The sequence below is a fragment of the Streptomyces sp. NPDC086777 genome, from assembly GCF_040702065.1.
Classification (GTDB): Bacteria; Actinomycetota; Actinomycetes; order Streptomycetales; family Streptomycetaceae; genus Streptomyces.
Genome location: NZ_JBFBJI010000005.1, coordinates 326,557 through 349,549 on the forward strand (window position 1 = coordinate 326,557; position 22,993 = coordinate 349,549).

17 protein-coding genes and 2 pseudogenes are annotated in these 22,993 nt (G+C 71.8%); 7 read left to right on the plus strand and 12 right to left on the minus strand.

Going from position 1 to position 22,993, the window contains the following annotated elements; all coding sequences use genetic code 11:
- Positions 1-56 precede the first annotated feature (56 nt).
- The 4 genes from AB0472_RS10405 to AB0472_RS10420 are packed head-to-tail and all read right to left on the minus strand — an operon-like array spanning position 57 to position 5,899.
- Positions 57-1,376: an MFS transporter gene (locus AB0472_RS10405; RefSeq protein WP_366355141.1), complete on the minus strand. Its 1,320-nt coding sequence runs from the start codon at positions 1,374-1,376 to the stop codon at positions 57-59.
- A complete protein-coding gene (locus AB0472_RS10410; protein ID WP_366355143.1) occupies positions 1,373-2,581 on the minus strand; it encodes a type III PLP-dependent enzyme in 1,209 nt (402 codons plus the stop codon). Before AB0472_RS10410 ends, AB0472_RS10405 begins: the two co-directional genes overlap by 4 nt.
- Positions 2,578-4,287: an IucA/IucC family protein gene (locus tag AB0472_RS10415; protein ID WP_366355145.1), complete on the minus strand. Its 1,710-nt coding sequence runs from the start codon at positions 4,285-4,287 to the stop codon at positions 2,578-2,580. The genes AB0472_RS10410 and AB0472_RS10415 overlap by 4 nt, the downstream gene beginning before the upstream one ends.
- 37 nt (positions 4,288-4,324) lie before the next feature.
- The gene (locus tag AB0472_RS10420; RefSeq protein WP_366355147.1) at positions 4,325-5,899 is read right to left on the minus strand and encodes an IucA/IucC family protein; all 1,575 of its coding nucleotides are present in this window, start codon (positions 5,897-5,899) and stop codon (positions 4,325-4,327) included.
- A 409-nt stretch (positions 5,900-6,308) separates the two neighbouring features.
- Between AB0472_RS10420 and AB0472_RS10425 the strand changes: the two genes are divergently transcribed.
- Both AB0472_RS10425 and AB0472_RS10430 read left to right on the plus strand, forming a co-directional pair.
- Positions 6,309-7,070 (plus strand): response regulator transcription factor, encoded by a 762-nt coding sequence (locus AB0472_RS10425; protein WP_366355149.1) that lies wholly within the window; start codon positions 6,309-6,311, stop codon positions 7,068-7,070.
- Positions 7,067-8,530, plus strand: coding sequence for a HAMP domain-containing sensor histidine kinase (locus AB0472_RS10430; protein ID WP_366355151.1), 1,464 nt, complete (start codon positions 7,067-7,069; stop codon positions 8,528-8,530). Before AB0472_RS10425 ends, AB0472_RS10430 begins: the two co-directional genes overlap by 4 nt.
- Before the next feature lie 78 nt (positions 8,531-8,608).
- Here AB0472_RS10430 and AB0472_RS10435 read toward each other — a convergent pair whose 3' ends face one another.
- Entirely contained in the window at positions 8,609-8,734 is a 126-nt protein-coding gene (locus AB0472_RS10435; protein WP_366355203.1) for a hypothetical protein, read from the minus strand.
- Here AB0472_RS10435 and AB0472_RS10440 point away from each other — a divergent pair.
- Positions 8,721-9,022, plus strand: a pseudogene (locus AB0472_RS10440) (LuxR C-terminal-related transcriptional regulator); the annotation flags it as partial. The gene AB0472_RS10435 and the pseudogene AB0472_RS10440 overlap by 14 nt on opposite strands.
- A gap of 85 nt (positions 9,023-9,107) precedes the next feature.
- On the opposite strand, the gene AB0472_RS10445 reads toward AB0472_RS10440, so the two are convergent.
- The 3 genes from AB0472_RS10445 to AB0472_RS10455 form a co-directional block, all read right to left on the minus strand.
- On the minus strand, positions 9,108-10,673 hold the full coding sequence (locus AB0472_RS10445; protein ID WP_366355153.1) for an MFS transporter: 1,566 nt from the start codon (positions 10,671-10,673) through the stop codon (positions 9,108-9,110).
- Positions 10,674-10,729: 56 nt separating this feature from the next.
- A complete protein-coding gene (locus tag AB0472_RS10450; RefSeq protein WP_366355155.1) occupies positions 10,730-12,082 on the minus strand; it encodes an alpha/beta hydrolase in 1,353 nt (450 codons plus the stop codon).
- 145 nt (positions 12,083-12,227) lie between these two features.
- Positions 12,228-13,070 carry a PaaX family transcriptional regulator C-terminal domain-containing protein gene (locus AB0472_RS10455; RefSeq protein ID WP_366355156.1) on the minus strand — a complete coding sequence of 281 codons (843 nt, stop codon included), beginning with the start codon at positions 13,068-13,070 and terminating at the stop codon, positions 12,228-12,230.
- A gap of 445 nt (positions 13,071-13,515) precedes the next feature.
- On the opposite strand from AB0472_RS10455, the gene AB0472_RS10460 reads away from it, so the two are divergent.
- The gene (locus AB0472_RS10460; RefSeq protein WP_366355158.1) at positions 13,516-14,922 is read left to right on the plus strand and encodes a cytochrome P450; all 1,407 of its coding nucleotides are present in this window, start codon (positions 13,516-13,518) and stop codon (positions 14,920-14,922) included.
- A gap of 182 nt (positions 14,923-15,104) precedes the next feature.
- Here AB0472_RS10460 and AB0472_RS10465 read toward each other — a convergent pair.
- Positions 15,105-15,464, minus strand: a pseudogene (locus AB0472_RS10465) (hypothetical protein); the annotation flags it as partial.
- A gap of 234 nt (positions 15,465-15,698) precedes the next feature.
- Here AB0472_RS10465 and AB0472_RS10470 point away from each other — a divergent pair.
- Positions 15,699-16,343: a dihydrofolate reductase family protein gene (locus AB0472_RS10470; protein ID WP_366355160.1), complete on the plus strand. Its 645-nt coding sequence runs from the start codon at positions 15,699-15,701 to the stop codon at positions 16,341-16,343.
- 75 nt (positions 16,344-16,418) lie between these two features.
- Here AB0472_RS10470 and AB0472_RS10475 read toward each other — a convergent pair whose 3' ends face one another.
- Positions 16,419-18,800: an endonuclease/exonuclease/phosphatase family protein gene (locus AB0472_RS10475; RefSeq protein ID WP_366355199.1), complete on the minus strand. Its 2,382-nt coding sequence runs from the start codon at positions 18,798-18,800 to the stop codon at positions 16,419-16,421.
- Between the two features lie 486 nt (positions 18,801-19,286).
- On the opposite strand from AB0472_RS10475, the gene mgrA reads away from it, so the two are divergent.
- Positions 19,287-20,330: an L-glyceraldehyde 3-phosphate reductase gene (gene mgrA, locus AB0472_RS10480; RefSeq protein ID WP_366355162.1), complete on the plus strand. Its 1,044-nt coding sequence runs from the start codon at positions 19,287-19,289 to the stop codon at positions 20,328-20,330.
- A 271-nt stretch (positions 20,331-20,601) separates the two neighbouring features.
- Here the strand turns inward: mgrA and AB0472_RS10485 are convergent, their stop codons facing one another.
- On the minus strand, positions 20,602-21,162 hold the full coding sequence (locus AB0472_RS10485; RefSeq protein WP_366355163.1) for a hypothetical protein: 561 nt from the start codon (positions 21,160-21,162) through the stop codon (positions 20,602-20,604).
- Between the two features lie 99 nt (positions 21,163-21,261).
- On the opposite strand from AB0472_RS10485, the gene AB0472_RS10490 reads away from it, so the two are divergent.
- Complete coding sequence (locus tag AB0472_RS10490; protein WP_366355165.1) at positions 21,262-21,963, plus strand: TetR/AcrR family transcriptional regulator; 702 nt, start codon at positions 21,262-21,264, stop codon at positions 21,961-21,963.
- A 174-nt stretch (positions 21,964-22,137) separates the two neighbouring features.
- Here AB0472_RS10490 and AB0472_RS10495 read toward each other — a convergent pair whose 3' ends face one another.
- Entirely contained in the window at positions 22,138-22,722 is a 585-nt protein-coding gene (locus tag AB0472_RS10495) for a hypothetical protein (protein ID WP_366355167.1), read from the minus strand.
- Between the last annotated feature and the right edge of the window lie 271 nt (positions 22,723-22,993).

The following is a 22,993-nucleotide window of genomic DNA, read 5'->3' on the forward strand; positions in this document are numbered from 1 at the left end:
GGTCAGGGCCCCGCCCCGACATCTCCTACATGTTGTAAGAGTAAGGCGTGTCCGCACTACGTATGCGGCCGCCCCCTGACAGGAGGCGGCAGCGGGCCGCCTTCGGAAGCCGCGACTCCGGTCTCGGCGGCTGCCCGTGGCCCTGCGCCCCGCGCTCTGCGTCGGGTTCGGCTCGCGTACCCGACGGAGAGCGCGAACGCGGCGACGAGCGAGACGACGCCGCCCATGACCAGGGTGAAGCGGGCTCCGAGAGCATCGGACACCACACCGACCAGCGGTGCGCCGACGGGGGTGCCGCCGAGGAGCACGAGGAAGTAGACGGACAGGACACGGCCCCGCAGCGGCGGGTCGGCATGGACCTGGATCAGCGCGTTGGCGGTGGTGGTCACGGTCACCGCGGCACATCCGGTGACGAACAGCAGGACGAGGAACGAGCCATAGCCCGGCATGAGGCCCTGCGCGACCTCCAGTGCGCCGAAGCCCATCGTGGCAAAGGTCAGCCGGCGCACGGTGGGGGGCTTGCCGTGGTTGGCACAGTGGATCGCGCCGAAGAGGCTGCCCAGAGCGTAGGCGGCGGAGAGGTATCCGAAGGCGGCGGCGCCCGTGTGGAACACGGTGATGGAGACCAGTGAGACGGTGACCTGGAAGTTGAGGCCGAAGGTGCCGACGAATGCGATGAGGCGGATCGGCAGGAGCAGTTCCGGGGTGGCGGAGATGTGGCGGAGTGCCTCGCGCCCTCGGGTGCGGCCCGGTCGCGCGCGGACGGGGACGTCCGGCGTGTCGGTACGGATGCCGATCAGGCCGTAGAGGACGGCCAGGTACGAGGCGGTGTTCAGGAGGAACACCGGGCCGGTGCCGAAGGTTGCGACGGCCAGGCCGGCAAGGGCCGGGCCGATGGCGCGGGCCATGTTGAACTGGGCGGCGTTCAGGCCGACCGCGCCGGCCGTCTGCTCGTGTGAGACGAGTTCGCAGATGTAGGCGTTGCGTGCGGGACCGTCCACGGCGGTGGCGGTGCCGAGGGCGAAGGCCAGCGCGTAGAGGGACGGCAGGTTCACCGCTCCGGTGACCGTGAGCAGTCCCAGCAGGAGTGACTGGGCCGCCATCGCCGTCTGGGTCAGGAGCAGCGTCCGTCGCTTGGGGTACCGGTCGGCGAGCACACCTCCCGTCAGGCCGAGCAGGGTCTGTGGCAGGAACTGCAGCGCGGTCACGATGCCGACCGCGCTGCCGCTGTCGCCGGTGGTGTGGAGGACGAGCAGGTCCTGGGCGGCGCGCTGCATCCACGTGCCGACGTTTGAGACGAGCTGTCCGAGCAGGTAGCGCCGGAAATTCGGGACGGCGAGTGCATGCGTCGCCGGCAGGCGGAAGACGGCACTCATGACATGTGACGGGCATACGTGTCGCCTGCGACAGGCGCGCCGGTGTCGTCGAGGTGGTGGAAGGTCGGATGGGGGTGCATGAGGAACGCGTGATGGGAGATGTTCCATGCGTAGGCGCCGGCCATGGCGAACGCGACGCGGTCGCCGACGCGCAGCCGTTCGATCATGATCCGGCTCGCCAGTACGTCCTTGGGCGTGCACAGCTGCCCGACCAGCGTCACCGGCTCGTCCCGGACCTCCGGACGGTTCCAGGGCCGCGGCCAGGTGGCCTCGGGGATCACCTCGAAGGGCTGGTCGTGCCGTTTCGCGGCCGGGGTGCGCAGGTGGTGGGTGCCGCCGCGCAGTACGGCGAACGCGTGCCCCCGGCTGAACTTGATGTCCAGGACCTGGGTGACGTACCAGCCGCAGTACGCCGTGACCGAGCGGCCGGGCTCGATCCGCAGGGTGAGGTGGGGGTGGCGGCCGAGGATGCGGCGCAGTCCGGCGCCGAGAGCGGGCCAGTCGTACACCCTGGGCGGATGCGTGTAGTCGACGCCCATGCCGCCGCCCACGTTGACTTCCTGCAGGTCCACTCCGCGAGCGCGGGCCCAGCTCTCGGCCCAGGCGAGGACGTTGTCGACGAGCAGGAGATGGGGTTCGGCCTGGAGGCCGCTGGCAAGGTGGAAGTGGAGGCCCCGCAGTCGGACGCCCGGGACCGACTCCAGCACCTCCAGGCAGCGGTCCAGTTGTACGGGATCCATGCCGAACGGTCCGCCGCCCATGGTCAGGGCGACTCGGCCCACGTCGACGGGCAGGTTGACGCGGAACAGTACGTCCACGGTCTGGTCGCCCAGCAGGGTGGCGAGCAGGCGGAGTTCGTGTTCGCTCTCGACGTGCAGGCGCTCGGCTCCCGCGTCCAGTGCGCGGCTGAGCTCCTGCTGCGTCTTGCCGGGGCCGCCGAAGGCGATCCGTGCGCCCGGGACGGTTGCGCGGACGTGGTCCAGTTCGCCGCCGGAGGCCACCTCGAAGCCGTGGACGTGTTCGGCGAGGGCGCGCAGGATCCGGGGGTCGGAGTTGGCCTTGGCCGCATACAGCAGCTCGACGCGGTCGGGAAGCGCGGCCCCGATCATGCGCACGTGATCGCGCAGATCGGGCAGGTCGTAGACGTAGGCGGGCAGATCGTCGTCGGGCAGCGCGGCGACGAGGTCGTACGCCGCGGGCCTCACCGGACCACCTCGCGGGGGAAGTCCGCGCCGAGCGGGCTGGGCAGGGGCACGTAGGTCGCGTGCCGGTCGGCCTTGCGGGACCAGCGCAGCAGGAGGTTGGCCTTGGCCGGCAGCGGTACGCCGGACAGCAGGGCCCGCAGGCGCGGCGGTTCGGCGGCGGTGCGGGCGTAGCCGGCGAGGTGGTCGCGGACCAGGCCCCACAGGGCGGGTTCCAGCGCCGGGTCGAGGTCGGCCAGGGCGCTGAGCATGTCGGCGGTGTGGTTGACCAGGAGGCAGTACGCGACCCGGTTCCAGCCGTGTTCGGGATCGTAGGTGAGGGGACCGCGTACGTCGTCGGGGAGCTCGGCGAGGGCCTGCCCGTGTCGGCCGGGCAGGAGCTTGGTGCCCTCCAGGTCGCGGAAGAGCATCTGCGCGGGCGTGCCGTCGGCCTCGACGCCGACGACGACGTTCTGCAGGTGGGGTTCGAGCACGACGCCGTGTTCGAAGTAGGCGGCCAGGACCGGCGGCAGCAGCAGCCCGAGGTACGCGTCCCACCAGGCCAGGATGGAGCCGTCGCCGCGGGCGAGCAGGTTGGAGACATGGGCCGCGCCGGTCGGGTACTCGTCCGCCACCGCGGCGGCGAGCAGGGGTGTGACCCCGGGACGCAGGTGGTGGCGCAGGCCGGAGCGGACGACGACGCCGAAGCCCTCCAGGAGAGCGGTGTCGCCGGCCGTGTCGAGGGTGCGGTAGCCGGGCTCGGCCAGGAGTGCGCAACCCGGGAAGCGGTCGGTGAGCCGGGCGAAGACAGGCTGGAGCAGCCGGTTGAGGGCGACGGTCCCGGACAGTTCGTAACCAGCGTGCCTGCGGACGCAGTTGGTGAGGCGGACGTTGAGGCTGAACTTCAGGAACGCGTCGGTTTCCGGGGCGTACAGCGTGCGCACCGAGGCGGTCGGCACCAGCTCCGGGCCGCCCGTGCCGGTGTCCACGACATCCCCCGCGGCGACCGCCTCGCGCAGCAGGTCGTGGTCCTTCAGCAGCCGGTACTGCCAGGGGTGCACGGGGAGTACGGCGAACTCCGGGTCGGCCACCGGGTGCAACGTGTCGAGCGCGTGCGGCTCGCCCTCCTGCCGTACGAGGTGGCGGCGTACGGCCAGGTAGCGCAGGCGGAAGCGGGTGCCGGTCTCCGGGCCGTACGCCAGCCAGTCCGCCGGGTCGCCGGTACGGGCCTTGGGCGTGGGGTGGAAACGGTGGCCGAACACCAGGGACTGCTCCGAGGCCACGTAGGGGTCCGCGGCCGTCCGGGCGCCTGCCCGCTCCTCCAGTACGACGCGGATCGTCTCCCGGCTGTCCGCCACCTGGTCCAGGAACTCCTCGTTGGCCAGGCCCGTGCGCTGTTCCAGTTCCTCCTGGATGCAGCCGGCCAGCTCGCGCCAGTCCACGCTCACCCAGGAATCGCCGTCGAGCCGCTGCGCCGGGCCCTGGAAGCGATGCGCCCCGATCAACGAGGTACGGCGCAGCGCGGCACGCAGCAGAAGGCCCCGCCGGGGCAGTCGTAGCAGGAGGTGATCGTCGACGACCGTCACCTGATGCTCGGGGGCGGACACCTCACGGACCAGGCAGTTGAGCAGTGTGTGGGTCGTGACGAGGTCGGCCGTCCGCGACGGCTCCGCGGTCGGGGAAGGGACGGTGGCGGCGCTCTCGGTGTGGGGGGCCGTGTCGGTGGTCATGTGGTCGCTCCAGTGGGACAGCGGTCGGTGTCAGAGGTCAGCGGCAGTGCGCCAGGGGGTTGGGAACGGACGTCCATTGCGCGGCACCCGGGTTCTCGGACAGGCGCATGGCGATGGTCGCCTTCAGCGGCATCGCGTCCCCGAAGAACGCTGCCGCGTCCTCCTGGTCCGGCAGGGCGGCGAAAACGCGGCGTGCGGCCTCGGCGACCGTGCCCCACAGCGCCCGTGGCTCAGCCGCCCGGGTCCGGCCGAGGACATCGACCAGCTCGCTGAAGACCCCGCTGACCAGGCCGCCGAAGAGCTTGGTGCGCAGCGAGTCGATGTCGTCGCCTGCGCGGGTGCCGAGCAGCGGCGGGAGCGTGAAACCGTACCGGGCCAGGCGGCGCGGGCTGACCCGAACGCCGTCCAGGTCCCGGTACAGCACCCGCACCGGCCGCCCGTTCCGCAGCACGACCAGGGTGTTCTGGCCGTGTGCCTCCAGCGCCACCCCCATGGACAGCAGCGTCAGAGTCGGCGGCAGAACGAGGCCGGCGAGGTCCGCCAGCCAGCGCACCGGGTCCCCCGACACCACGGCGGCGCCGGTCGCGTGCACGGCCGTGAGCGGTACCGCGATCTCCCCGGTGTCGAGGTGGCACTCGGTCGACTCCCGGATCATGGCCGCCAGGCTCGCGGAGGGCCGGCCGTCCACGCGCACCGAGCCACCGCCCAGCTCCCGCAGGACACCCAGGCTGCCGCTGTGTCCGGCCTTGTCGAGGACGGCCGCGACCAGTTCGGACAGCGGTGGCCCGTCGGCGACCTCGGCCGCGGAGATGGTGCGACGGTAGTTGGTGACCTGGACATCGAGCGCGGTCTTGACGTGGCAGCCGGGCAGCGCGCCGAGCGGTGCGAGGGTACGCAGCGACAGCAGCGGGCGGGCCGCGACGGTCTCCTCCACGACGGCCAGGTCGCGGTGGTGCCGGAGCACGTGGTCACGCTGCCAGGGGTGCACCGGCAGCAGGAACGTGTCGCCGTCCCGCAGCGCCCGCGGCCACTCGCCGGCGCCGTGCCAGCGGTCGGCCGGGACCCGAACCAGCGCCAGGCGGACGACCGGGTGGTGTTCGGGCGCGTAGGCGAGCACCTCGGCGACGGACATGCCGGTGCGCGTCCGGCAGCAGGGGTGCTGCGGGTGGCCGTCGACGACCGCCTGCTCGGCATCCGTCGAGTCGGCCGGGGAGGCCTTCCGGTCCGCGTTCGCGGCTCTGGCGAGGGCCAGGTTCGCGACGCTGTTGTCGAGTTCGGCCGCCAGCCGCTCCGCCGCGGGGGTACGCAGGCCCAGCTGTCCCAGCAGCCGGGCCGGGTCGCTGATCGGCCCCTCCGGCCCCGACACAGCGAAGTCCCGCGGCACGTCGGCGAACGGCCGCGCGCCCGCCTCGGCCGCCGAGAGCGAACCGCCCCGTTGCAGATCGATAACCATGGATCCGGCCTCACGGCGACGCCTGGTCACACCAGGCAGGGGTTCCCGTCCGAAGGCGCCCCACAGGCGGGACAGCACGGTGGCGCGTGCTCCCGGGAGCGCGGTCGCGAAGGGCTCCACCAGGTCAGGGCGGATACGGAGCAGTTCGTCGATGGGCATGGGGTGTCCCTGGTTCTCGCGGTGGCGGGTGGTCCGGTGGTGCTCCGGTGGCACCGACCGCCCGACCGACGCTACGGGAAGACGATCAAGGGAATTGCCAGAGCGAATACAGCGGGAGGTCGCGAACACCCCCGAGGCAGCGCTTCGCCTCGCGCGGTTCCCGCCGAACCAGCCGAGGACGGCACAGGGAGCGGCGCACTGACCTTGGATCAGATTCCGACTGCCATCTGGGAGACCGGGTGCCGGCGTCCGACGTCTTAACTCTGGGCTTACGCCACGCTGGCCGGACCCTTGATGTCGTCAAGAAACCGCGCCCTGGCGAATGAACCGGCCGTGGAAGATCACTGGCTCGGGGGAGCTTGCGGCGTTTGCGCCACGCGCCGCAGCCCGTGTCTGTGAGCCTTTCGTCATGCGTGTCTTGCTGATCGAGGACGACGACCGTGTGGCCGGGCCGTTGGCGGAGGGGCTGCGCCGTTTCGGGTTCACCGTGGAACACGCCAGAACGGGGGCCGAGGGCCTTGCCGCACCGGAGGTGGCGATGGTGCTGCTGGACCTGGGGCTGCCGGACATGGACGGCATCGACGTGTGCCGGACGCTGAGATCCCGCTCGTCCGTACCGATCATCATGATCACGGCCAGGGACGACGAGGTGGACCGGGTCCTCGGGCTCGAACTGGGTGCGGACGACTACGTCTCCAAGCCGTTCGGCGTACGGGAGCTCGTCGCCCGGATCCGTGCCGTCACCCGCCGCGCCCGCCCGGCGGTTCCGGACCCCCAGTGCGGATCTTCGAAGCCCTCGGACCGCCTCGATCCCCCAGGGACACCCGACATCCGGCGGATCGGCCCCCTGACCATCGACTGTCGCACCCGGCAGGTACGCCTGCACCATACGTCCATCGCCCTCGCGCCCAAGGAGTTCGACCTGCTCACCTGCCTCGCCGAGGACCCGGGCGCCGTCTGCTCCCGCCGGCAGATTCTCGACGCGGTCTGGGAACCCAACTTCTTCGGCCCCACCAAGACCCTGGACGTCCACATCGCCGCGCTCCGCCGCAAACTCGGCGACGCCTCCTGGATCGAGAACATCCGCGGAATCGGCTTCCGCCTCGTGCTCCCGGCACATCTCGACACCCTGTCCGTCGCGGTGCAGACGCGCGGCGGAGAGATCCGGTGACCCGTCGCCTCCTGCTCAGCCACCTGAGCCTGATACTGCTCGTCCTGTTCGCCCTCGAAGTGCCCTTCGGCGTCTTCTACGGCCGCAGCGAGCTGGCCCGGTTCTCCCGTACGGCGGAGCAAGGAGCGATGACGCTCGCCGAGGTCTGCGAGGACAAGATGGAGCACGGGCTGACAGCCGACCTGCCCGACCTCGCCCTCGCGTACGGGCGGCGGACCGGCGGTACCGTGCTCGTCGCCGACCACCGGGGCATCGTCCTCACCGACACCGCTGCCCACGCCGCGGTCGGCAAGGACCTGTCCGCCGAGCCGGACATCTCCACGGCACTGCACGGTCGCCCCACCGTCGGCACGCGCGGGATCCCGCCCGCGGACGGTGAGTTCCTCCTCGTCACCGTGCCGGGCGGGTCCGATCCGGCCGTCGCCTGTGTGGTGCGGACGGCGTACGCGCTGGGCCCGCTCAAGGCCAGGGTGCGTACCACCTGGCTGGTCCTTGCCGCCGTCGGTCTCGGAGTCCTGGCCGCCGCCTCCCTGATCGGGTTCGTTCTCGCGCGCTCGATCACCCGTCCCGTGCAGGCCCTGGAACGCGCCACCGCGCAACTCGCCGAAGGGCGGATCACCGATCCCCCGGCCACCGACCACGGGCCACCGGAGCTGCGCAGGCTCGCCGCGTCATTCACCCGGACCGCGACCCGGCTTCAGCACCTGCTCCAGGCTCAGCAGGCGTTCGCCTCCGACGTGTCACACCAGCTGAAGACACCCCTGACCGCGCTGCGCCTGCGCCTGGAGAACTTCGAGCCGCACCTCGCCCCCTGCGCCCAGGACAGCCTCGACAAGACGCTCGGAGAACTGGAGCGGCTCAGCCGCATGGTGCAGGGGCTGCTCGCTCTCGCGCGGCTGGAGAACACGGAGATCCGGGCGGAGGCCGCCGATCTCAATGCCGTCGTCTCCGACCGCGCGGACATCTGGACGGCCTTCGCCGCCGAACAGCAGGTCGACATCATCGTGTCCGGAGGCGCGTCCGCTCCGGTGTTGGCAGTCCCCGGCGCACTGGAACAGATCATCGACAACCTGCTCTCCAACGCGCTCCGTGTGTCCGCACCGGGAACCTCGGTCACGCTGGCCGTCATCACCACGCCCGCACGAGGCACCCACACCCCGCCCATGACCGAGCTGCATGTGATCGACCAGGGCCCCGGCATGACCGAGGCCGAACGGTACAGGGCCTTCGACCGCTTCTGGCGTGCTCCACACGCCGACCACGACGGCACCGGCCTCGGTCTGCCGTTGGTCCGGCACCTCACCCGGGCGGGAAGGGGTGAGGTCACCCTGGAGGCGGCCCCCGGCGGCGGGCTCGACGCGGTCGTCCGCCTCCGGCACGCCGATTGCCCTGAGCAGCAGGCTCGGCTACGCACCCCCGCGGACGTCGACACGGCGCCCCGATCCGCACCCGCGCGGTAGGGCGCGGGGGCCTGTACGTCGATGGCGCACCGCGAGCATCCCGACGCGCGGCCCCTACGGGGAGAGCCGGCCGCGCGGTCAGGGCCCCTGGACGGCCCGGTGCACGAAAGCGGGTGGCAGGTTCGCCCACACCGACTTCGAGCGCTCCAACCGGTCGAAACGGTAGGCGAGGTCGGTGGTGAGGTGGCGGGCGGGCGGGGTCATGGTGGCGCCGTCGCTCACCCGGCGCCTGGTCGAACGCTTCGTCCTGCAAGCCCCCGCGTCCGTCCCCGCGCAGCGCGGCCTGCTGTCCGCACTCACCGACCGGGAGCAGGAAGTCCCTGCCCTGGTCGCCCGTGGGCCGGCCAACGGCGAGATCGCCGGCCGCCTCTTCGTGGCAGAGACGACCGCAAAACCCACCTCGGCCGCATCCTGGCCAAACTCGGCCTCCGCGACCGTGTCCACGCAGTGATCTTCGCCTACGAGAGCGGGCTCGTACGGGCCGGGGACTGAGCATCGACAGGCACCCCGACGGCGAGCCCCCTCGCCGTGGCCGGCGCGCGGCCGGAGCCCGCGCTCCCCGTCCGCCGACTCCTCGCTACTGCTCCGCGGGCTCGTCGTGCGAAGGGGCTCGGCCGCGGAGTGTCACGAGGGTCAGCAGTGCGGAGAACAGTGCGGCCGAGCCGCAGACGACGAAGCCGATCGAGTAGCCGTGGCCGAGGGCGTCGAGGGCGAGTGGGTGCAGGTCGGCGAGTTTCGGTGACGCCGCGGAGGCGCCGTTCACCGCGAGCGGGCCGCCCTCTTCCAGCACGGCCGAGCCGGCTCCCTTCAGTGCCGGTGGCAGCGCCGAGTCGTGCAGGGAGTCGGAGAAGGTGGTTGCGGCGCGGCTCAGGGCCACGGCGCCGATGACGGCCGGGCCGAGGGTGAAGCCGAAGTCCCGGAGCAGGTTGGTGGTGGCGCTCGCCATGCCGGCCAGGTGCAGCGGGACGGTGTTGACGGCCGTCGCCGTGATCGACGAGACGGTGATCGCGAAGCCCAGGCCCACCAGACCGAGTGGCAGGATCAGCGAGGTGAAGGCGCTGTCGGTGATCGGCAGGGTGGCCGCCCAGTAGTCGCCCGCCGTGATCAGCAGCAGCCCCGCGCCCAGGAGCAGCCCGGGTGCCACGGTTCTCAGCAGCCGTTCCGTCAACGGCAGCATCGCCAGGGTGATGCCGTTGAGGAGGACGAAGGCCAGGGCGGTCCGCATCGGGGCCTGGTCCTGCACCGGGCCGAGCCGGATGCTGACCGAGTAGGCGGTGCCCAGAAAGGCGAACATCCCCACGACGGCCACGACGGAGGCCACCGCGAAGGCGCGGTTGCGGAACAGGTCCAGGCGCAGGAGCGGGGATTTCGCGCGCTTCTCGGCCAGCACGAAGACGGCGAGGAAGACGGCCGCCAGGACGAAGGCGATGATGATCGAGGGCGAGGCCCATCCGTCCGTGGGGCCCTGGATGATCGCGTAGAGCAGGGAGAACAGCCCGAGGCCGATGGTCAGTTGGCCCGCCACGTCCAGCGAGCGTCCCTCGGGGGCGCTGGAGTCGACGACGAACAGGGCGCTGACGGCGGCACTCGCCGCGGCGATGGCGGTGACCACGACGAAGGACCACCGCCACGAGCCGTAGGTCGCGGTGATGCCTCCGAGCAGGGGCGCGAGGAACCCGCCGGTGGAGAGCAGGGCCGCCCACATCGCGATGACCCGGGCGCGTTGCGCGGGCGAGGTGGTGCCGGCGGCCAGGACGGCCAGCGAGGTCGGGAACAGTGCGGCGGCCCCGAGGCCCGACAGGGCCTGTCCGACCCAGAGTTGGTGGACGCCGGGGGCGGTGGCGCTGACCAGTTCGCCCACGGCCAGCAGCGAGGCGCCGCCTATCAGCAGCCGCTTGCGGCCGAAGAGGTCGCCGAGCAGGCCGAAGGTCAGTTCGAGTACGGCGACCGGCAGCAGGAAGGCGTCGGAGATCCAGGTGAGCTGTGAGCCGACGGGGTGCAGGTCGGACTGGAACAGCCCGTTGAGGGTGGCCGGTATGGCCAGACCGATCTGGGCGAGGCAGACGGCGAGGAGGCCGGCGACCAGGGTGCCGGTGGTCAGTCCGCGGCCGGCGGTGGTTCTGGCGGAGGGTTCGGTCGTCATGGACACGGGGGCTCCTGAGGCGCGCGTTTCGGGGAAGGGGACAGGATGCTCGGGGATCAGCGGATGCCGCTCAGGCGATGCGGCCGGTAGTCGGTGAAGCCGGCGCCGTCGAGGCCCAGTTCGTCGGCGCTGTGCTGGAGTTCGGCGGCGGTGGCGGAGTTGTCCCAGTGCCCGGTGTCCAGCCGGTGCTCCACGGCGTGCAGCCCGGCGACCACTTCGGCGGTGGTGAAGTTGCAGTGGCTCTGGCGTGCCACGTAGGCCTGTCGCAGCAGAGCGGAGTCTCCGGCCTCCCGCACCCGCTGCGCGAAGGCCGACTCCTGCTCGACGGGTACGAGTTGGTCGGCGGTGGTGTGGATGTCGAGCAGCGGCACGGTCAGCCCCTGGCCGGCCGTGGAAGTCTGCTTCAGGTGGGTCACCGCGGCCGGGTCGGCGACGGTGTCCGCACCGTGGGTGAGCTGGTTCAGGTCGGTCCGCAGGTCGACTCCGGCGTGCCGGTAGAGCGCCTCGACCTGCTTGGCGTGGCTGGACTTGCGCAGCAGGCCGGCGTAGTCGACGCCCTTGTTCCAGGACGTGTTGCCGCCGGCGGACTGCTCCACCGACCAGCGGGCCGGGACGATGAACCCGAGCAGTCCCTGGGCCAGCCATGCGTACTGCTGCTCCTCCTGGCCCGCGAAGTCGTCACGGGCGGGCGGCTGTCGGCCCGGGGCCCAGTCGGTCAGGTTGAGGTAGGCGGCGGCCAGGGCGATCCGGGCGCGTCCCGCGGGGGTCTGCTGTGCCGCTTCCACGGCGTTCGTGAGCCGGTCCGCGAGGGCGCCGGCGTCGGCCTGGCTGTTCAGGTTCACGAGTCCGCCGGTGTCGGCCGGGTCGAAGAACGTGGCCAGGGTGTACTCGGCGTCCAGCTGGTAGTTGTCCAGGTCCACGCCGCCCGCGACCAGGCCGCACATGCCGAGTGCGCCGTCGACGCGTCCCGCGCCGTCGCGGGCGATCCGGGCGTTGACGAGGCCGCCCATGGACTGGCCCACCGAGATGATCCGGGTCGGCCTGCCGACCTGCCGGCGGAACGCGGTGAGCGTCGCGAACTGGTCCCGCTCGGCCGAGTCGAGCGCCCACATCGAGCCGTTCGGGTCGTAGGAGGAGCCGACGAGGGCGTAGCCGGCGTCGAGCAGGGTCTGGCGCGCCGCGGGCGACGGGGCGTCGGCGGCGGTGGTCGGTCCGAAGCCGTGGCTGAACAGCAGCAGGCTGCCGTTCCACCGTGCCGGTTTGTCCGCGATCCAGGTGGCGCCGTCGGAGAGGGTGCCGGAGTAGTGATCGGCGGTGGCGGCCTGGGCGCCGGTCGCCGGCCCGATCAGAGAGGCCGCGAAAGCGGTCGCACAGGCGGCGGCGAGGGTCGAGAGACGAGGTCGGGGCATGGCGGCGGCTCCACGGGACGAGGAGGGGACCGAGTGGGGGCGCGAGCGGGAAGGGCGCTGTGAATGTAGGGCTCTTTTTTCATCGCCGTCAATGCCATGCCCAATATTGAGGTAGGTGGCTCCGCCGCGCGGGGATCGGCGGGGATCAGGTCAGCGGCAGGATGTCCAGCAGCCGGGCGGCCACGCGCGCGGCCGGGCGCTCCCAGCGGCCGGCCAGGCCGCGGAAGACGGTCTCCGCCTCGGCGGCGGGCCAGTCCTTCGGAAGGTGCTCGGCGGGCAGATGCGGGTCGCGTCGCACCAGTTCCAGCCAGTCGGTGTGCAGCAGGAGCTGGCCCGCGAGCTCGTCGCCGGAGAGCGCCGCGGGAAGCGGGTCGGTGCGGTCCCAGCGTTCCAGGAAGGCCCGGTACCGGGCGCCGATGGCCGGCACGTCGAAGGCCTGCTCCAGCACCTCGCGGACGCCGGTGGGTGACTCCACCTCGGCCCGGAACACCCGCAGGTACGGTTCCAGGCCGAGATCCGCCGCCATCTCGCGGACGTCGACACGGGCCGGGGCCACCCACAGGCCGCTCTGCAGGGGCCCGAAGCCCGCCCAGATCAGCCGGGACCGCAGGTCGTGCCGTTCGCGGCTCCACGCCTCGGGCAGCGAGAAGCCCACCATCGTCCACCGGCCGTCCCAGTCCCGGTTGACCGCGCCGGTGCGCCAGATGCGGTCCCTGCCGTCCGTGAGCACCTGGACGGCGTGCGGGGTCAGCCCGAAGTAGGCCTTCCGGCCCTGGCGATGACGCTCCAGCAGGCCCCGTTTGACCATCCGGTTCAAGGTGGTCCGTACCGCTTCCTCGCTACTGCCCAGCCGCCCGAGAGCAGCGATCACACTGCCCGACGACACGGCGATGGGCCGCTCCAGTACATGGGCACCGAAGAAGGTCAGCATCAGGGACTGGGTACGCGGCTCGGGACTGCTCTCGGCGGCGGCATCGACACTGGTCACGGGCCCAGCCTAGGCCTGGAGCGGGCACGCACGGCTGCCCGCGCGGCAAAGAGTGTCATTTTCGTGACGGCGGTCGACAGCTGGCCGCATGACGGCTGTCGGAGGGACGGTGCCCTCGGTGGGCGGGGTTCGCTTCCGCCGACGTCCCGGGCGGACCGGGTCGAGCGGAGGCACCCGGCCGGTCGTCGTGACCACCCGGTCGGGCTGGTGGCGGGGCGCCGAGCGACGCGACGGCGCGCCGACGCGGTCGGGGATACCGCACGCGGCGTCCCCGACCGGGTCCCGACGCCACCGCCCCGCAGCGGCTGACGGCCGCCGGGGGCGGGCCGGCGGACCGGGCCCGCGAGCGATGCGGCGACGCAAAGGTCACAAGGCGGCATCCCGCCGGGTGATGTTGGGCAGGTAACCCCGCCGCAGCAACCCTGACATGAGGAGCGTCAAGGCCGTGACCGCCTCATCCGCGAAACCTGCCCCCGTCCCGACCGCGCCGGGCGCGCTCCCGTTGATCGGGCATGCCCATCGCCTGGTACGGACCCCGCTGCCGTTCATCACCTCGCTTCGCGCCCACGGTGGCGTCGTCCGCATACGTCTGGGCCCGACCCCCGCGTACGTGGTCACCGACCCCGTGCTCACCCGCACCGTACTGGTCACCGAGGCCGCCCACTTCGCCAAGGGCGGAAGAGTCTTCGACGTCCTGAGAGGTGTCTTCGGCGACGGTCTGGCCACTGTCGCCGACGGCGAGACCCACCTGCGCAACCGCCGCCTGATGCAGCCCATGTTCAACAAGGCCCATATCGCCACTCGCGGCAACGCCATGATCGAACAGGTCCGGTCCATGGTCGGCGCATGGGAGGAGAATCGATTCCGCAATGTGTTCGCGGACATGAACGACGTCACCCTCGCCGCCTTCCTGGTCGCTCTCTTCGGGATGGACCTACCCGCGCACCTGCAGGAGGAGTTCACCGTCCTCATGCCCGTGATCATGAAGGGGGCGATCCGGCAGACGCTCCTGCCGCCCTGGGTGAACCGGCTCCCGCTGCCCGCGAACCGCGCGCAGACCCACCGGCTCACCCGCCTGCGCGTCCTCATCGACCGGGCCGTCGACCACCACTCCGGCGGGTCGGCGGGGGCTCCCCCGTCCCCCGGCCACGATCCGGCCGAAGCCGCGGGATGCCCCCACCGGGCGGGCGCCGACCACGAACGGGCCGGGCTGTTCGAAACCCTGGTGGCAGCCGGGGACCAGTTCACCCGCCGACAGCTCCAGGACGAAGCCATCACCCTGATGAACGCGGCGATCGAGACCACGGCCACCACCCTCGCCTGGACCCTGTACGAGCTCACCCGGCACCCCGAGGTCGAACAGCGTCTGCGCGCCGAACTCGCCGCCGTCTGCACCGGCCGGCCCCTGCGCCAGGAAGACCTCGACCGGCTCCCCTACGCCCGGCAGGTCCTGCAGGAAGGCGTCCGCAAATACGGGCCGGCCTGGATGGTGACCCGAAGCGCCACCCGGGACATCGAGCTCGGCGGACACCACATCCCCCAGGGTGCCGACATCGTGTGGAGCCCCTACCTCCACCAGAACGACCCCGCCCACTTCCCCGAACCGGCCACCTTCGACCCGGACCGCTGGCCCCCCGATCGCCCACCCACAACCCGCGACTTCCTCTTCGCGTTCGGAGACGGCCGCCGCAAGTGCATCGGAGAGAACTTCGCCTGGACCGAGATGCAGATCATCCTTGCGACCGTCCTGCAGACCTGGCCCCGGCTCCGCCTCGTCTCCCGCCCTCCCCGCCCCACGACAGCCATCACCGTCAAGCCGGACAGACTGACCATGGCTTTCGGCACCGCCTGAGCGCACGAGGTCGCCCGCGGTGCGGTCCCTCTCCTCCGAGCCGGCGAGGAGGCAGGTCCCGAGGTACGCCGGCGCGGATCCGACGGAGTCGTGCCGCGCCGGCTGCGGCGGTCAACCGGCGTTGACGACCACGCACTTCACCTGGGTCCAGTCCTCCAGGTAGTCGGGGCCCATGGAGTGGCCGACTCGGACGAACCGGCCGTGGCCGGACGGCCCTCGGCGAGGTTCACGGAGGCCTGGTGCCGTTCGGTGGCGCCCCAGGTGTCCAGGCAGGACTCGGCGCCCCGGAACAGGTCGTTCCGGAACAGGTCGTTCACCACGTCCTGGCCGCCGACCCGCCGGATGTCCTCGATCCAGTCGGGGATCACGCCGGCATGGGCCGCGCCGTCGGCGTTGATGTCGAAGGCGCGCTCGCCGGAGGTCTGCCGGTCGATGACGGAGCCGCCGTCGACGCTGCGGAAGGGGTACGGCACCTTGTTCGCGGCGGCCGCGCCGCGCGGAGCGGGGTGGTCGCCGATGCCGTTGAAGTCGGTGCCGTAGCCACGAAACCATGGGGTTGTCATGAACCGCGCAATACCTGGGGCGAGGGTCATGCCACGCGCCGACGGAGTCAAGTGCCCGGGTCGTCCGGCCCGGCATCACGCCGGCGACGGCGCCGCGCGACACGCCTTCGAAGAAAGTTCTGTACCGCTGTCGATCCGGCCGCCTGCCGTTCGACGTCATGGTGTGGGGCGCTCGGCCGCACGACGACGCGACAGGGTTCGGTGAGGATGCACATGGATCAACTACTGAGAGTGATGAACTTCAATGTCTCGCGCGACGGAATCGGTGCCGGTGAGCACCAGAGCCTGGAGCAGCCGTTCGGCCTCGACCGTGCGGAGCGGCTGTTCGCCTGGGCCGGAGCCACCGCGAGCTGGCCCATGCGCACGGATTCCGGGGGGAGCCGGGGCCTGGACGACTACTTCACCAGGGACTTCGCGCACGGCATCGGCGCCGAGATCATGGGCCGCAACAAGTTCGGGCCGCAGCGCGGGCCCTGGCAGGACCACGAGTGGCGGGGCTGGTGGGGCGAGGAGCCCCCGTTCCGCACTCCGGTGTTCGTCATGACCCACTACGAGCGTCCCTCGTTCACGCTCTCCGACACCACGTTCCACTTCGTCGCCGGTTCGCCGGCCACGGTTCTCGAACGGGCCCGGAAAGCGGCGGGGGGCAAGGACGTCCGGCTCGGCGGCGGGGTCACCACGGTCCGGCAGTTCCTCGATGCCGACCTCGTGGACACCCTGCATGTCGCGGTCGCGCCGGTGACGCTCGGGTCCGGACTGCGGCTCTGGAAGTCCCCCGACGAACTGCTCGACCGGTTCCACCTGGAGGTCGTGCCCAGCCCGAGCGGCGTGACGCACCACCTGTTCTGGCGACGGTGACCCGCTGACGCCCCGACGTCGCCCGGCCGTCCCTTCCGGGACGGCCGGGCTGCGGTCGGCCGGGGCGCTGAGCCGTTACGGCTTCACGCGGACGATCTGCGGGTCGTGGTCGCTGGTCTGGTCGGCGAACTCGCTGTTGATGTGCACCACGTCGTAGTCGGCGCCGTGCTTCAGGCCCGGGCTGACCAGGATGTGGTCCAGGACCTGGGAGTTGCCCTCGTAGACGTACGAGTAGCGCTCCTTGGCCGGCAGCGTGTTCACCAGGTCGGTGAGAACCTCCCCGTTCGCGGTGAGCGAGGTCACCGCGGGCGAGAACTGGTAGTCGTTCAGGTCACCCAGGACGACGAGGTCCGCCTTGGGGTTCGCCTTCTCCAGCGACTCGACGAACTCCCGCTCCACCAGGGCCTGCCGGTTGCGCTGCGCCTCGGAGCTGCGGACCGGTGGCTGGAAGCGGCTGTCGATCGCCTGGTCGCCGCCCTTGCTGTTGAAGTGGTTGGCGATGACGAACAGCGTCTTGCCGCGGAAGGTGAACTCGCCCGCGAGCGGCTTGCGCGAGTCGGTCCACGCGCTGTCGGTCGGCGCGATCCGGCCCGGCGACGCGGTCAGGTGCGTGTCGGCGCCCGTGCCGGTGACACCGACGGCCGTCGTGGAGTCGCCGCCCGGCCGGTCGTTGAACTGCACGCGGTCGGGGTTGAACAGGAACGCCTGGCGGATGTTGCCGCCCGGCTGGCCGCCGTCCTTGTCGTTGACGGGGTCGATCTGCCGCCACTGGTAGCGCGGGCCGCCGGCCGCGACGATCGCGTCGACCAGCTTGCCGAGCGTCTTGTCGGCGGCGACCGTGCCGTCGTCGGTGGCGCCGCTGTTGTCCTGGATCTCCTCCAGGGCGACGATGTCGGGCGAACGGAGGTTCGTCACCAGGCCCTTGGCGAGTGCGTCGAACTTCGACTGCGCGTTGCCCGGCGCGAGGTTCTCCACGTTGTACGTGGCGACGCTCACCTGCGAGGAGCTCTGCTTCGCGGTCACCTCGGGCTTGAGGCCGCCGCTGTGGACGGCGCCGATGGTGCGGGCCTGGACCGCGTAGGTGCCGGCGAACTGGTTGTAGTCCAGCGGCCCTTCGGTGGTGCCCGCCAGCGTGTCGCCCACGTTCGCCACGGGGAACGCCTGTTGGGCGGTCGGGATCAGCGACTGGACCATCAGCCGGCCCGAGTTGGGCTCGTCGTAGCCCGTGTAGAGGGTGCCGCCCCGCTTGGTGGGGTTCTGGTCCGGCTGGACCGTCACCCACATCTCCGAGTAGGGGTCGGTCGCGCCGACCACCCGGCTGCTGCCGATGCGGACGTTCATGCCCTCCAGCGACTCGTAGGTGTCGAGGGCGTACTCGTCGGGGCGCAGCGGCAGGTTCTCGATGCTCGCGCCGCCCGCCTGCGGGGCGAACTGCTCGGGCACCGAGTGCTCGTCGAGGACGACCGGGGCCGGCACGGCGTTGCCGCTCGACACGACGCTCACGGTGGCCTTGGTCAGCTCGGTCACGGACTGGATGCCGGTGTCCTGGCCGCCCGGGTAGTACTCCTGGACCGTCGCGTCGAGGGAGACGCTGTCGCCGACCTTCACGGTGGGCGCGGTCGAACCGGTGAAGACGAAGATGCCCTCGCTGGTACGCGGGTCGGCGTCGGGGCTCGGGTCCTGGACCCAGTAGCCCTGCGAGGAGCCGTACGCGCGCACGCCCGTGACGATGCCGGTGACACCGGAGACGGTCTTGCCGTTGAGCGGCGAGACGCGGGCGTCGCCCTGGATGTCGTGGATCTTCGCCGGGGTGGCCGGCGGGGTGGTGGCGGGCGGCGTGGACGCCGGGTCGGTCGGGGTCGTGCCGCCGCCGGTGTCCGCGGAGTTCTGCGGGGAGGGGTCGCCCGCGGTGAAGTCCGCGGCGTTGTCGTCGGTGTCGGCGAGGGTGGCCGCGCGCGCCACGGACGCGGTGTTGCTCGCGCCGGCCGCGGCGCCGTTGCCCTCGTGCACCACCGCGGTGCCGAAGCCCACCAGGTCCTTGACCCGCGAGTCGGCCTGGCAGTCGGCGGCGGTGAGGCAGGTCAGCGGGTCGCTGCCGGTGACCAGCGCTATGGTGCCGTTGGTACCGGACATGTTGATCGAGCCGGTCGCGTCGGGCGTCGGCAGCGCCTTGGTGCCGCCGGTGCCCGCGGCCTCCTGGACCAGGTAGCGGCCGCCGCCGGCGAGCGAGCCGGTGAGCGGGGTCGACTGCCACTTGGAGGACGCGGTCGGCGCGCCCGGCAGGTACTGGACGCTGTAGCCGCTCAGGTCGACCGATCCGCTGCCGGCGTTGGCCAGTTCGACGAAGTCGTTGGTGTACGTGGCACCCGAGTTGCCGCCGCCGCCGTAGACCTCGGCGATCAGCGCCTCGTGCGAGGCGGCCATGGCGTTGATGCTCAGACCGGCCGTGGCGAGCACGACGGCACCCGCGATGCCGTAGGGCAGGGCTCGCTTGTGTCTGGAGCGCCGCGGACGCGGCTCGGCGGCCTCGGATGAGGGATGCGACACGGAGGGGTCTCCTTCATACAGACTGCGTGACGTGGGTACATGAGCGCGCCGGGCCCGCCCGGGCGTACGACCAGCCAAGATACGCGCGTAGACAACGCCGCCCCAATACTTGGGAGATGAACTCTGAGACACAAACGGTGGTCCGGTATTCCGGTTCGGTGACGTGATGTTCCCGGCCGTCCCGGCCGCCCGGCCGCACGCGCACGGCGGGAGCCGGGTGCCGTCACCGGGCCCGCCGGGCAGCGGCCACGGCCCGCCCCGCGGGGCCCCCTTTGAGAAGCGACACCGATGAATGCAATGCGCGTGAGCTGTTGGACTCCGAAATCGAGCCGGGGCACAGTAGGCACGTTCACCCCCCGAACGGCACCAAACCCACTGTCACCAGCGGAGACCCCCATGAACCACGTCGCGGACCCCGCGCGGTACAACGGCACGATGCGCTACCGGCGCACCGGGCGCTCGGGCCTCGACCTGCCCGTCCTGTCCCTGGGCTACTGGCACAACTTCGGCGACGACCGGTCGTTCGAGAGCCAGCGGGACATCGCCCTGCGCGCCTTCGACCTCGGAATCACCCACCACGACCTGGCCAACAACTACGGCCCGCCCTACGGTTCCGCGGAACTCAACTTCGGGCGGCTGCTGAAGCAGGACCTCGCGCCCTACCGGGACGAGTTGGTCGTCTCCACGAAGGCCGGCTGGGACATGTGGCCCGGCCCCTACGGCCAGGGCGGCGGCTCCCGCAAGTACCTGCTCGCCTCCCTCGACCAGTCCCTGCGGCGCATGGGCCTCGACTACGTCGACATCTTCTACTCCCACCGCCTCGACGCCGGCACGCCCCTGGAGGAGACGATGGGCGCGCTGGCCACCGCCGTCCGCCAGGGCAAGGCCCTGTACGTCGGGATCTCCTCGTACGACGCCGAGCGCACCCGGCAGGCCGCGGCGATCCTGCGGGACCTGGGGACGCCGCTCCTCATCCACCAGCCGTCGTACAGCATGGTGAACCGCTGGATCGAGACGGACGGGCTGCTCGACGCGGCGCAGGAGGAGGGTTTCGGCGTCATCGGGTTCACGGCGCTCGCGCAGGGCCTGCTCACCGGCCGCTACCTCGACGGCATCCCGGAGGGCTCGCGGGCCTCGGCGGGCACGTCGTTCGACACGGACTGGCTCTCGGACGACATGATGAACAGGCTCCGCGCCCTCAACTCCCTCGCCGAGCGCCGTGGGCAGACCCTGGCGCAGATGGCGCTCGCCTGGGCCCTGCGCGACAGGCGGGTCACCTCGCTGGTCATCGGCGCCTCGCGGATCGAGCAGCTCGAACAGAACGTCGCCGCGCTGGAGAACCTGGAGTTCACCGCCGAGGAGCTGGCCGAGATCGACAGGTACGCCGTCGACGGCGGCGTCGACCTGTGGCGTGACGCCCGGACCGGCAAGATGAACTGAGGCCGCACACGCGTCGGCCGACGGCCCGCCCGACGGCCGACGCGCGGCCCCGGCCGCTGCGGCCCGCGGTCGCTCGCCTTCCGGGCGGGGGGGGAATGATCCGGACCGCCGGTGGGGGGGCCGGGCCGCACACACTCCGCCGGCACCGAAGTGCGGTGCCCGAGGCCGGGACGGCCCCTGTCCGGGCGCTCCGTCCGGTCCGCCTCGGCCCGCCGAGCGGGCAGCGGCGTCCCCTCCGTGGGCACGAGCGCCGACGGGACCGCCAGGGCGCTCATCCCCTGCGGATCGAGCGGTTCAGGCGTATCGCCGAGGCGAGGAAGAAGATCCCGCCGAGCGTGGCGTAGCCGGCGATGGCGGTCAGTGAGGGACTGTCCTGTGCGGCGCTCCGGATGAAGTTCGCGCCCGCGAGGACGGAGATGCCGCCACTGAGGATCATGGCCCACTGGCCGCCCATCGGGCGTCGCGCGACGCCCACGAGGAGCTGGATCAGGCCGGAGACGACCGCCCAGGCGCCCCAGACGCGCAGTACGTCGGCGACGCCCGAGGTGCCGGCGATCACGACACCGACGGCGGCGAGCGCACTGACGGCCATGTTGGCGTACAGGCCCTTGACCGGCCCGGCAGCGCGCGCCGACCTGGCGTCGACGACGGCCGCGGCCACGTCGAAGGCGGGATAGAGGAACAGCAGCACCTTGACCCCGACGCTGAGCTCGGAGCCGGACACCAGCAGGAGCGCGGCCCACACGGCGGCGAAGACGAAGCGGACGACGTACAGCCGGCGCAGGGCGGGCATGCCCGTGACGGGGCCGGCGGAGGCAGTGGTGGATGCCATGGGTTCTCCAGTGTCTGATAGGTAGAGAGAACGTTCTCTCTTGACGACAGCCTGGCACGGCCCTTCCACGAAAACAAGAGAGAGCGTTCTACCTCTACAATGACCGACATGGCAAAGACGGAAGCCGGCACCGGCACCGGCAGGCGGGCCTCCGAGGCCCGGGAACGGCTCCTGAGGACCGCCGGGCAGCTCTTCTACGCCGAGGGCATCCACACGGTGGGCGTCGACCGGCTGGTGGCCGAGGCGAAGGTCACCAACGCCACCTTCTACCGCCACTTCCGCAGCAAGGAAGACCTGGCCGTCGCCTACATCGAAAGCGTCGACCAGGCGATCCGCGCCCAGATCGGCGCGCTGACGGCCGCCGAGGTGCCGGCCGACGGCGTCCTGCGGGGCATCGGCGCGTCCCTGGTCGAGCAGATCCGCTCGCCCGGCTACCGCGGATGCGCCTTCCTCAACGCGGCGGCGGAATTCCCCGACCCCGCCCACCCGGTCCACCGTGCCGTCGTGCAGCACCGCGAGTGGTTCCTTCAGACGATCACCGGACTCTTCGCCGAGATCACGACCGCGCAGGCCGAGTACGCCGGGCGGCACTTCGTCATGCTCCGCGACGGCGCCATGAGCGCCGGCTACCTGGGCGACCCCGTCCTGGCCGGCGAGACCCTGCAGCGCGGCATCGAAGGACTGTTGCGGATCCACGCCGCCCGCGGGCAGGACGAACCCACCGCCGCCGCGTCCGGTCAGGCCCCCTCGACGGTCACGGCGGTCTCCGACATCGCGTGCTCGCCGCCCCCCGGCGCGTAACCGCACCGGGCGGTCCTGCTCGCCGGCACACGGAGAGGTACCGACGAAGCGGACCGCGGCGGCAACGCGCCCGCTCACGGCGGTGCCCGCGGGGGATCAGCCACCGGCGCCCCGGCGGGGCGGTCGTGTGCGCCGTCCACCACGGCAGGACTGCCCGGGTCCCTCCCGAGGCCGTCAGGCGTCCTCGGCTTCCGCCCCGTCCGATGGGACGCCGCCTGCGGACGTCGGAGTGACGAACAGCGGCAACTTGTACAGCGGTGGAGGTTCGCCCGCCAGTCCGAGTCGCTGCCAAGCCAGCCGAGCCGAGATCTTGAGCACCCGGCGCGCGCGCATCACGAGCAGGATGGCGAGCGGCAGTTCCACCAGGACGGCCGAGGCGATGCTCCCCCACACGTCGCCCCGTCCCCAGCTCAGGGAAATGTCGAACCAGGCATCGCAGACCAGGAGCGTGGCCGCCACGAAGGACAGCGGAACCAGGACCTGCCGTCTCAGCCAGACCGCCACCCCGGCACCGGCCAGCGACAGGAGCAGCATGACGTCGAAGCCCACCCACACCATGGGCCAGTACCGCGCCTCGAAGCGGTCGGGCAGCGAGACGGCCAGGTAGACGGTCCAGGGGACGAGCACGACCACGCACAGCGCGAGCTGCCGTGTCGCCCGTCGGTGGCGACGGCGCAGCGTGGGGCTGTCCAGTGAGAACGTTCTGGCCGTCGTGCCGCCCGTGTCCTTCATGGTGGTGGGGTCGCTCTGCTCGCTCATCCTTGCCCTTGCCTGTCCCTGAGAGCAGGTCACGGCCCGGGCCGACGCCGTAGGGACCGCGCTGCTGATCGCGTCACGCGGGCAATGGGCGGGTGTGGGACTCACGCCGCGAAACCCGTCGATCGTTCTCCGATACTACGGCGGGCTCCCGGCCTGCCCGCGAGCAGGCCGGGGGCCCCGGGCCCCGGGACCCCCCCGGGGGGCGGGGGGCCGCCCCCCGGGGGGGGGGCCCCCCACGGCGGGATCTCCTACGTGTGCACGGCCTGCGGCC

Excerpts from the sequence above, each read along its gene's own strand:
- AB0472_RS10435 (WP_366355203.1), bottom strand. The coding sequence starts at position 8,734 with ATGACCCCGCCCGCCCGCCACCTCACCACCGACCTCGCCTACCGTTTC.
- AB0472_RS10450 (WP_366355155.1), bottom strand. The coding sequence starts at position 12,082 with ATGCCCCGACCTCGTCTCTCGACCCTCGCCGCCGCCTGTGCGACCGCT.
- AB0472_RS10420 (WP_366355147.1), bottom strand. The coding sequence starts at position 5,899 with ATGCCCATCGACGAACTGCTCCGTATCCGCCCTGACCTGGTGGAGCCC.
- AB0472_RS10405 (WP_366355141.1), bottom strand. The coding sequence starts at position 1,376 with ATGAGTGCCGTCTTCCGCCTGCCGGCGACGCATGCACTCGCCGTCCCG.
- AB0472_RS10470 (WP_366355160.1), top strand. The coding sequence starts at position 15,699 with ATGGATCAACTACTGAGAGTGATGAACTTCAATGTCTCGCGCGACGGA.
- AB0472_RS10490 (WP_366355165.1), top strand. The coding sequence starts at position 21,262 with ATGACCGACATGGCAAAGACGGAAGCCGGCACCGGCACCGGCAGGCGG.
- AB0472_RS10425 (WP_366355149.1), top strand. The coding sequence starts at position 6,309 with ATGCGTGTCTTGCTGATCGAGGACGACGACCGTGTGGCCGGGCCGTTG.
- mgrA (WP_366355162.1), top strand. The coding sequence starts at position 19,287 with ATGAACCACGTCGCGGACCCCGCGCGGTACAACGGCACGATGCGCTAC.
- AB0472_RS10485 (WP_366355163.1), bottom strand. The coding sequence starts at position 21,162 with ATGGCATCCACCACTGCCTCCGCCGGCCCCGTCACGGGCATGCCCGCC.
- AB0472_RS10415 (WP_366355145.1), bottom strand. The coding sequence starts at position 4,287 with ATGACCACCGACACGGCCCCCCACACCGAGAGCGCCGCCACCGTCCCT.
- AB0472_RS10445 (WP_366355153.1), bottom strand. The coding sequence starts at position 10,673 with ATGACGACCGAACCCTCCGCCAGAACCACCGCCGGCCGCGGACTGACC.
- AB0472_RS10495 (WP_366355167.1), bottom strand. The coding sequence starts at position 22,722 with ATGAGCGAGCAGAGCGACCCCACCACCATGAAGGACACGGGCGGCACG.